This window comes from Streptomyces durocortorensis (assembly GCF_016901035.1).
Classification (GTDB): domain Bacteria; phylum Actinomycetota; class Actinomycetes; order Streptomycetales; family Streptomycetaceae; genus Streptomyces; species Streptomyces durocortorensis.
The window spans coordinates 1-8,724 of sequence record NZ_JAFEUF010000262.1 but is presented as its reverse complement, the minus strand read 5'-3'; the positions used below and the strand labels follow the sequence as shown (position 1 = coordinate 8,724).

At 71.1% G+C, this 8,724-nt stretch carries 8 protein-coding genes and 1 tRNA gene; 7 read left to right on the top strand and 2 right to left on the bottom strand.

What is annotated here, in order from left to right; translation table 11 throughout:
* The 4 genes from JS521_RS30580 to JS521_RS30565 form a co-directional block, all read left to right on the top strand.
* On the top strand, positions 1-328 hold a 328-nt coding region (locus JS521_RS30580; RefSeq protein WP_239488061.1), incomplete at its 5' end, for a hypothetical protein.
* Positions 325-1,575, top strand: a complete 1,251-nt coding sequence (locus JS521_RS30575) for a DUF3631 domain-containing protein (protein ID WP_205086180.1) — start codon at positions 325-327, stop codon at positions 1,573-1,575. The genes JS521_RS30580 and JS521_RS30575, both read left to right, overlap by 4 nt.
* Before the next feature lie 160 nt (positions 1,576-1,735).
* Positions 1,736-1,921, top strand: coding sequence for a helix-turn-helix transcriptional regulator (locus JS521_RS30570; RefSeq protein WP_150193423.1), 186 nt, complete (start codon positions 1,736-1,738; stop codon positions 1,919-1,921).
* 63 nt (positions 1,922-1,984) lie between these two features.
* Complete coding sequence (locus JS521_RS30565; RefSeq protein WP_205086179.1) at positions 1,985-3,361, top strand: tyrosine-type recombinase/integrase; 1,377 nt, start codon at positions 1,985-1,987, stop codon at positions 3,359-3,361.
* 136 nt (positions 3,362-3,497) lie between these two features.
* Here the strand turns inward: JS521_RS30565 and JS521_RS30560 are convergent.
* Together JS521_RS30560 and JS521_RS30555 are read right to left on the bottom strand one after the other, a co-directional pair.
* Positions 3,498-3,584: transfer RNA gene (locus JS521_RS30560), tRNA-Ser, on the bottom strand.
* A gap of 86 nt (positions 3,585-3,670) precedes the next feature.
* Entirely contained in the window at positions 3,671-5,461 is a 1,791-nt protein-coding gene (locus JS521_RS30555; protein WP_205086178.1) for a S1C family serine protease, read from the bottom strand.
* A gap of 201 nt (positions 5,462-5,662) precedes the next feature.
* Here JS521_RS30555 and JS521_RS30550 point away from each other — a divergent pair, with 201 nt between their 5' ends.
* The 3 genes from JS521_RS30550 (at position 5,663) to JS521_RS30540 (ending at position 8,456) form a co-directional block, all read left to right on the top strand.
* On the top strand, positions 5,663-6,499 hold the full coding sequence (locus JS521_RS30550; protein ID WP_205086177.1) for a glycerophosphodiester phosphodiesterase: 837 nt from the start codon (positions 5,663-5,665) through the stop codon (positions 6,497-6,499).
* Positions 6,500-6,593: 94 nt separating this feature from the next.
* Positions 6,594-7,280, top strand: a complete 687-nt coding sequence (locus tag JS521_RS30545) for an ATP-binding protein (protein WP_205086176.1) — start codon at positions 6,594-6,596, stop codon at positions 7,278-7,280.
* Between the two features lie 210 nt (positions 7,281-7,490).
* Complete coding sequence (locus tag JS521_RS30540) at positions 7,491-8,456, top strand: DUF5926 family protein (protein ID WP_205086175.1); 966 nt, start codon at positions 7,491-7,493, stop codon at positions 8,454-8,456.
* Positions 8,457-8,724 lie beyond the last annotated feature (268 nt).

Below are 8,724 nucleotides of genomic sequence, written 5' to 3'. Positions count from 1 at the left end.
ATTTAAGAGCCTGCCTGCCACCCCGAACACCCCGCAGGCCGCCAACCCCGCCGCGGCGCCGATGGCCGGTGGCGAGCCGAAAGGCGTCGGCCGCAAGGCCGTCCCCGTTGCTGTTCTCCCTGACCCGCACACGGTCACGGTGACCGGCATCCGCCCCGGCCTCATGGTGCGCGGGCTCGGACGCAACCAGATCCCCGCCGCCGACTGGCTCTGCGCCTGCGGCCACCACGAACGCGCCCGGGGCCGTGACCGCGTCACCGACCTGACCACCCGCGCCCGCGTCGACCACTGCCCGCACACCGAGCAGCACCGGAGGAACGCCGCATGAACCCCAACCCGCAGCCCAAGGCACCCATCGACGGTGCCGCCCTGCTCAACGCGGTGGAAGCCTTCCACCGCCGGTTCAACGTCTTCCCCACCGAGTCCGCCTACGTCGCGGTCGCCCTGTGGGACGCACACGCCCACCTGATCGACTGCTTCGAGACCACCCCCCGCATCGCGTTCCTCTCCCCGGAACCGGGGTCGGGGAAGTCCCGGGCGCTGGAGATCGTGGAACTCCTCACCCCCCGCCCGATGAGCACGGTGTCCGCGTCCGCGAACGCCCTGTACCGGCTGGTCGACTCCGCCGAGGGACTTCCCACGGTCCTGTTCGACGAGGTGGACACCATCTTCGGGCCCAAGGCCGGGGCGGACGAGGCGCTGCGCGGGTTCCTGAACGCCGGATACCGCAGGATCGGCGGGGCTCTGCGGTGCGTCGGGGACGGCTCCAACCAGAATGCCCAGGTGTTCGGCTCGTACTGCGCGGTCGCCATGGCGGGGCTCGGCTCCCTCCCCGACACGGTGCTGACGCGGTCGGTCATCATCCGGATGCGGAAGCGGGCCCCCAACGAGAAGGTCGAGTCCTACCGCCAGCGCATCCACGAGAAGCAGGGCCACGCCCTGCGCGACCGGATCGCGAAGTGGGCCGACACCGTCCGCGACCAGGTCGCCAACGCCTGGCCCGAGATGCCCGAAGGGGTCACCGACCGGCCCGCCGACGTGTGGGAACCGTTGCTCGCTGTCGCGGACGCGGCCGGCGGAACGTGGCCCGCACGGGCCCGGGCCGCCTGCTTGGACCTGATCAACGCCGGTCAGGACAACGACGAAGCATCGTTGGGTGTCCGGCTGCTGACCGACCTGCGCGACACCGTGTTCTGTGGCGCGGACCGGGTGCCCACCGCCGTCATCCTCGAAATCCTGCTCCGCATGGACGACGCCCCCTGGGGCGACCTGGACGACAAGCCGCTGAACTCACGGACGCTCGCCAAGCTCCTGGGCCAGTACGTCACCCCGGCCATCAAGCCCATCAAGCCGCGTGGCATCCGTACCCCGTCCGGCACCCCCAAGGGCTACTACGCGGAAGACCTCACGGACGCCTGGACGCGGTACTGCCCCCCGCCCCCTGAGGAATCCGCAACATCCGCCACGTCCGCCACACCGCAGGTCAGCGGGGGTGAATCCGTGGCGGATACCGCCACGACCACCCGCCACATGTCTGAGGAATCCGCCACACCGCTCTTCCCCGTCGCGGGCTGACCTCCAGCGTCACCAGGTGCCGCCACACCCCCGGATGTGGCGGCACGTATCCGCCACACGACCGCCATCCGCCACAAACGCAGGCCCCTGACCTGCGGTGTGGCGGCGTGGCGGACGTTGCGGATTCCCCAGAAGGAAGAAGACCAGAGGAGTCACCACCTTGGCCGGCACCGAGAAGCTCAAGCTCAGTGAAGTCCTCGAAGAGATCGAGATGAGTCGCGCCGCCTTCTACCGGATGCGCGCCCGTGGCAAGGCACCGAAGCTCATCAAGCTGCCGAACGGCCAGATCCGATGCCGCCGCACCGACTTGGACGCGTGGTGGGCCAAGCACGAGATCACCGCTTAACCGCTGACCGACCGATGGGGCCCTGCCGTTCGCGGCGGGGCCCCATCTCCATGAAGGAGAACAATGCACAGCTACGACGTGCGCATTTGGAGCGTCCGGAAGCGTCCGAGCAAGTCAGCCCCGTATCAACTCCGCTGGCAAGTCGACGGGACGGAGTTCCCGGAGAAGTTCGCCACCAAGACGCTCGCCGACGCTCGCCGCGCGGAACTGCTGACCGCGACCCGGAAGGGAGAGCCGTTCGACACCGAGACCGGCCTCCCCGTGTCGGAGCTGCGCGAGCGGAATCGCACGAGTTGGTACGCCCATGCCCGAGCACACGCCGCGCGCAAGTGGCCGACTGCCGCAGCGAAGCACCGCGCGAGCATCGCAGAGAGCCTGACCATCGCCACGATGGCTCTCTGCCCGGACGGCAAGGGCCGCCCGGCGGACGACCTCCTACGGCGTGCTCTCTACCAGTGGGCGTTCAACGCCGGACGCCATGATCAGGAACCGCCGGAAGCGGAGACCAAGGCGTTGGCGTGGGTAGCACGCAACGCGCCGGCCGTGGTCGACCTGGACAGCGCGAAGCGCGTGCGCATGGTGCTGGAAGCCCTGGCCAAGCGGCAGGACGGCAAGGCCGCCGCAGCGAACACGTTCCGGCGGCGTCGGGCTGTGCTGAGCAACTGCCTCCGGCTCGCCGTGGAACAAGAGCTGTTGCCCGGCAATCCCCTGCACCGAGTGCACTGGGAGACCCCCAAGGCGGTGGAGGAACTGGACGTTCGCAGCGTCGCCACACCGGCACAGGCAGGGGCGCTACTGGATGCGGTCCGCGCGCAAGGGCCGCGCGGCGCCCACTTGGTCGCGTTCTACGCGTGCATCTACTACGCCGCCATGCGACCGGAGGAGGTATCCATGCTGAGCGCTGAGCAGTGCGAACTCCCCGATGAAGGCTGGGGACGCCTGATGCTCGCTGGCGCCCGGCCGCAGGTGGGTTCGGCCTGGACCGACGACGGCAAGCCGTACGAGGAACGACAGCTCAAGCATCGGGCCCGCCGCGCGGTCCGGCCCGTGCCCATCCCGCCGGTGCTGGTCGCCATCCTGCGAACCCACCTCGAAGCGTTCGGCAGCGCGACCGAGGGTCAACTGTTCAGTGCCGTACGAGGTGGGCCCGTCCGGTCGCAGGAGTACGGCTCGGTGTGGAAGGAAGCCCGTCGGAAGGCACTCACGCCCGCGCAGGTGGCCTCTCCTCTGGCCGCCATCCCGTACGACCTTCGGCACGCGTGCGTCTCGTTCTGGCTCCGCTCCGGGGTAAGCCTCGCAGAGACGGCCCGCCGCGCGGGTCAGAGCGTCGCCGTGCTGCAGCGCTACTACGCCAAGGTGCTGGACGGCGAGGAAGCAAGGATGAACGCCCTGATCGAGCAAGGTCTATCGGAGCACGAGGGCGAGACCGAGAGGTCGTGAAACCTGGCCGCAGGTTGGCCGCACGCGCTGGTCAGAGGTGGGATACCGCCGATCCGGGGTGAGACAGGCTGCACGCAGAAGGGGTGCCCCTCGGTGAGAGGCACCCCTTCTGACCTGCACAACGTCTGACCTGCTGCGGTGGGTGTGGGATTTGAACCCACGGTGACATCGCTGCCACGACGGTTTTCAAGACCGTTCCCTTAGGCCGCTCGGGCAACCCACCCCGCGTCGGCGGTTCCGTCGCTGTGCAAGCCGATGGGCCGTCAGGCCCGTGTGGGGCCGGTTCGACGCGTGGGACAGCCTAGCCGGTCAGCTGTCGCCCTCGCGCTGGCCCAGGGTGACTTCGGCCGTGGCCTCCTTGCCGTCGCGCTCGTACGTCAGGGTCACCTTCTCGCCCGGCTTGCGGGTCCAGATCTCGCCGATCAGGGTCGGGCCGCTGTCGATCACGGTGTCGTTGAACTTCGTGATCACGTCGCCCGCCTTGAGGCCCGCCTTGGCCGCCGGGCCGTTCGGGGTGACGGCGGGGGTGCCGCCCGTGCCCTCGGGGGAGATCGCCGCGCCGCCCGTCTTCTCCTCCATCGACACCGTCGCGCCGATCACCGGGTAGACCGGCTTGCCGGTCTTGATCAGCTGCTCGGCGACGTTCTTGGCCTGGTTGATCGGGATCGCGAAGCCGAGGCCGATCGAGCCGGCCTGGGACTGGCCGAGGCCGCCGCCGGTCGACTGGATCGCCGAGTTGATGCCGATGACCGCGCCCGTCCCGTCCAGCAGCGGGCCGCCGGAGTTGCCCGGGTTGATCGAGGCGTCGGTCTGCAGGGCGCTCATGTAGGAGTTCTTGTTGCTCTGGCCGTCACCGGACGCCACCGGGCGGTTCTTCGCGCTGATGATGCCCGTGGTGACCGTGTTCGAGAGGCCGAAGGGCGCGCCGATCGCGATCGTCGAGTCGCCCACCGCGACGCCCTCCGAGTTGCCGAGGGGGAGGGGCGTCAGGCCCGCGGGCGGGTTCTTCAGCTTCAGCACGGCCACGTCGTAGCCCTGCGCCCGGCCGACCACCTCGGCGGCGTACTTCTTGCCGTCGGAGAAGGTCGCCGACAGTTCGCCGGACTCCGCGGCGGAGGCCACCACGTGGTTGTTGGTGAGGAGGTGGCCTTCCTTGTCGTACACGAAGCCGGTGCCCGTGCCGCCCTCGCCCTCGCCGCCTTGTGCGTCGATGGTGACCACGCTGGGGAGCGCCTTCGCGGCGACCCCGGCCACCGTGCCCGCCGGGCGCTTCAGGTCCTTCGGGGTGTCCGACGCCGAGACCGTGGTCGAGCTGCCGGAGGAGCCGTTGTCGTTGCGGTCGGCCGCCCAGAAACCGAGGGCTCCGCCGATGCCGCCCGCGACGAGCGCCGCCACGGCCACAGCCGCCACCAGGCCGCCGGCCTTGCTCTTGCCGCTCCTGCCGCCGCCCGCGGGGTCTGTGCCGGGCGGGACCGGAGCGCCCCAGACCGGGCCGTGGCCGCCGCCGTTGCCGATACCGCCGGACGCGTGACCGGCAGCGTGGCCGGACGCGTGACCGGCGTGCCCGCCGGCGTACGCCGGGACGGCGGGCGGGGGCGGCGGCCAGGACTCGGCCCCCGCGGGGAGGCCGGGCTCCGCTCCGTATGGGGAGTGCTGCGGCGGCTGCGGGGGCTGCTGAGGCGGCTGGTTCGAGGCGGGGTACCCGTACGCGGGCGTGCCCGGAGCGCCCTGGGAGGACGTGGAGCCCTGGTGCGCCGGAGTGCCCTGGTGCGTGGGGTCGTGGCGCGGGGCCTCCGCGTGCGCCGGTGCGCCCGGTGCCGGAGTCGCCGAGCCGGAAGCGCCGGAGGAGCCGGGAGCACCGTGGGCGCCCGGAGCCGCCTCCGTTGCGCCGGTGTCGTCGTGCACAGGAAGGCGCGCGGTGTCCTGCGCGGAATCGTGCACCGTCTCGCGCGTGGTGTCCTGCGCCGGGGCCGCCGGCGACGGAGGCGTGCCTTCGCCGGTCGCCGGCTCAGGAGCGTCGGCCGGCACGGGAGGTGCGGACGGAACGGACGGCACGGCCGGTACCGCGCGGTCCTCGTTGCCCTCGTTCTCTGTGCTCACAGCTCTCTACTCCTCGGTTCCACTCGGCATCCAGTCGGCATTCGGCAAGAAATCCGCTGTGCACGTGTCTGCGGTCAGCTTTTCCCACAACGCGTCGGGCCACTGTAAGCAGGACCTGTGCATCCACACACCAATCTTTACATCCGACAAAACAGACCTCCAGGGTGACATGTGCTCAGCCATCCCCGCGGCGGTGACACCATGGCGCGGGTGACCCACGCACGGCAGCGCAGCGCGCACACCTCCATCCAGGTCATCGCCCACCGCGGGGCCTCCGACGACGCCCCCGAGCACACCCTGGCCGCCTATCGCAAGGCGATCGAGGACGGTGCCGACGCTCTGGAGTGCGATGTCCGGCTCACCGCCGACGGCCACCTCGTCTGCGTCCACGACCGGCGGGTGAACCGTACGTCCAACGGGCGCGGCGCCGTGTCCGCCCTGGAACTCGCCGACCTCGCCGCCCTCGACTTCGGCTCCTGGAAGGACCACGAGGAGTCGCCCGACTGGGATCCGGTGCCGGGCGAGCTCACCTCCGTACTCACCCTGGAGCGGCTCCTGGAGCTCTTCACCGAGGTACGGGCCACCGGGAGGGATCTGCAGCTGGCCATCGAGACGAAGCACCCCACCCGCTGGGCCGGGCAGGTCGAGGAGCGGCTCCTGGAGCTGCTGAAGCGCTTCGGGCTGGCCGATCCGCCCGCCGACGGGCCCTCCCCCATCCGCGTCATGAGCTTCTCCGCCCGCTCCCTGCACCGCGTCCAGGCGGCCGCACCCACGCTGCCCACGGTCTACCTGATGCAGTTCGTCTCGCCCCGGATGCGCGACGGGCGGCTGCCCGCCGGGGCGCGGATCGCGGGCCCCGGCATGCGGATCGTGCGCAGCCACCCCGGGTACATCGAACGGCTGCACCGCGCGGGCCACCGGGTGCACGTGTGGACCGTGAACGAGCCGGCCGACGTCGACCTGTGCGCCGAGCTCGGCGTCGAGGCGATCATCACCAACCGCCCGAAGCAGGTTCTGTCCCAACTGGGCCGTATTTAGTCGGGAATGAGCTCGAAAAGGGGCGCGCCGGGGCCCGACCTCGACCGTTACGGGGTGTGCTCCGGCGCATTCGCTGCGCGTTCGATCGTTACGAGTGCGTCACCGGCAGCGCATTGGCCGGTTTCCGGTCCAGCTCAGTGGGGCATCCAACCCGTGGCGTGGGGCAAAGGAGGTCTCGGGGGTGGCGTTGGTGGTGGCACAAGAGGTGCCCGCGTCGTCGAGCATGGCCATTCCTCATGGCCCTGCCGGCGTGGGGCAGGCACGACACCGGATGCGTGAGCAGTTGCGCGGCAACGGGGTGTCGGACGCGGTCGTCGACGACGCTGTTCTGATCCTTTCCGAACTTCTCAGCAACGCCTGCCGGCACGGCAGGCCGCTCGGACGGCACACCGACGTCGGCGACGGGGACATCCGCGCCGCCTGGCGGGTGGACACCGGCGGCGGGCTCACCGTGGAGGTCACGGACGGCGGCGGCCCGACCCGCCCGGTTCCGGCCACCCCCTCGGTGACGGCACGCGGCGGCCGGGGCCTCAACATCATCAGCGCCCTGGCCCAGGAGTGGGGCGTACGGGACGACTCCTCCGGCGAGGTCACCGTCTGGGCCCTGGTCTCCTCCAAGAAGCCGCCCGGCATCGGCGGCAGCGCCTCCGACGTGAACGGCTCCGGTACGGGCGGGGTGGCCGCGAACGGCACCACCGGCACCACCGGCGCGAACGGCGTCGGCGGGCTCACCGGGTTCGAGGGCCTGGACTTCTCCGACGTCCTCGACGACGTGAGCTGAGAGCCGGAGGACGGCCGGAGCGCAGGGGCTTGGCGCGTACGGGCCCGCGAGCGCCGGTCGAAGGTGCGAACGGCAAGGCCCGAGCGCGTACACGGGCGGAGTCATGTGCGTACGTGGGCGGAGTCATGTGCATACGTGGGCGGGGCACGGCTCCCCGGGCGGCTAGGCTCGCGCCGAGTCCGCACTGTCGCAATCGGGAGAACGCCCACCATGGCCAAGAAGCGCCCTCAGTCCAAGGCCGGGAAGCAGCAGCTCAAGGACGGTGAGATCCCGGTCGTCGGGGCCCGTGAGCCCTGCCCGTGCGGATCGGGCCGCCGTTACAAGGCGTGTCACGGACGCGCCGCCGCCCAGGCCGTGACCGAGCTCGTGCATCGCCCCTTCGAGGGACTGGCGGGAGAGTGCGACTGGGTCGCGCTGCGCGAGCTGGTGCCCGCCGCCACGGTCGAACTGACCCTCAAGGACGGGCTGCCCGAAGGCGTTCCGTCGGTGAAGCTCGCGACGGTCCTGCCGATGGCCTGGCCGGCGCTGCGCCGCGACGACGGTTCCGTCCTGCTCGCCCTGCAGAACGACACCTCGTCCGGCGACCTCAGCCGCGACCTCGCGGACACCCTCCAGCGTGCTCTGGAGGCCGAGCCCGGCTCCCCCGTCACCGCCCGCCGCGTACCGGCCGACGGTCCGCGCCTTCAGGACCTCCTGGCCCCGGACGCCGCCTTCGAGCCGGAGGTGCACTCCGGGTTCGAGTTCTGGGTGCCGGACGCGGAGAACGCCACCCCCGAGGTGTCCGCGTCGCTTGAGCGTGCGAACGCCGCCGCGATCCCGACGACGCTGCTGTCCGGCGTCGACGCCGCGTACTGGTGCGAGACCCCGGAGAAGAACCACCTGCGCTGGGTCATGCCGCACCCCGAGGAGCAGCTCCTCGACGCGCTCGCCCGGCTGCACGCCGCGGGCACCTCCTCGCTCGGCGACGAGACCCGGCTGGTCGGGTCGTTCCGGGCGCACGGGCTCGTCGTTCCCGTCTGGGACCTGCCGACCTCGATGGGCGCCGAGGCGTGCGAGAAGCCCGCCGTCGAGTTCGCCGAGCGACTGGCCACGGCGCTCGCGTCCGACGCCCCGCTCAGCGCCGAGGAACGGCGTGCCCGGGGCGGTCTCACCAACCGTCAGGTGACCCTCAGCTGACCGTGACGACAGGGCGCGACAGACGGTGACCCGCGTCACAACTCGCCGTACTCGTAAGTAAATACGCGTCCCTACAGGCGAGATCGAATTTGCGAACGGCAGATCTCTTGTTACGGTTCTAGAAGCCCGGTCGCTGGTGCATCCCCCGTCGCCAGCGACCGGGCGTCCTCGTTTCCGGCTGCGGCCCGCCCTGTGACACCCCCGGGCGCGGAGCCCGTACGGACCCCCATCCCGGCCGGTACGCCCCCTCTCCCGGCCGGTACGGCCC

Coding starts and splice junctions, on each gene's coding strand:
- JS521_RS30575 (WP_205086180.1), top strand. CDS start 325: ATGAACCCCAACCCGCAGCCCAAGGCACCCATCGACGGTGCCGCCCTG.
- JS521_RS30565 (WP_205086179.1), top strand. CDS start 1,985: ATGCACAGCTACGACGTGCGCATTTGGAGCGTCCGGAAGCGTCCGAGC.
- JS521_RS30550 (WP_205086177.1), top strand. CDS start 5,663: ATGGCGCGGGTGACCCACGCACGGCAGCGCAGCGCGCACACCTCCATC.
- JS521_RS30540 (WP_205086175.1), top strand. CDS start 7,491: ATGGCCAAGAAGCGCCCTCAGTCCAAGGCCGGGAAGCAGCAGCTCAAG.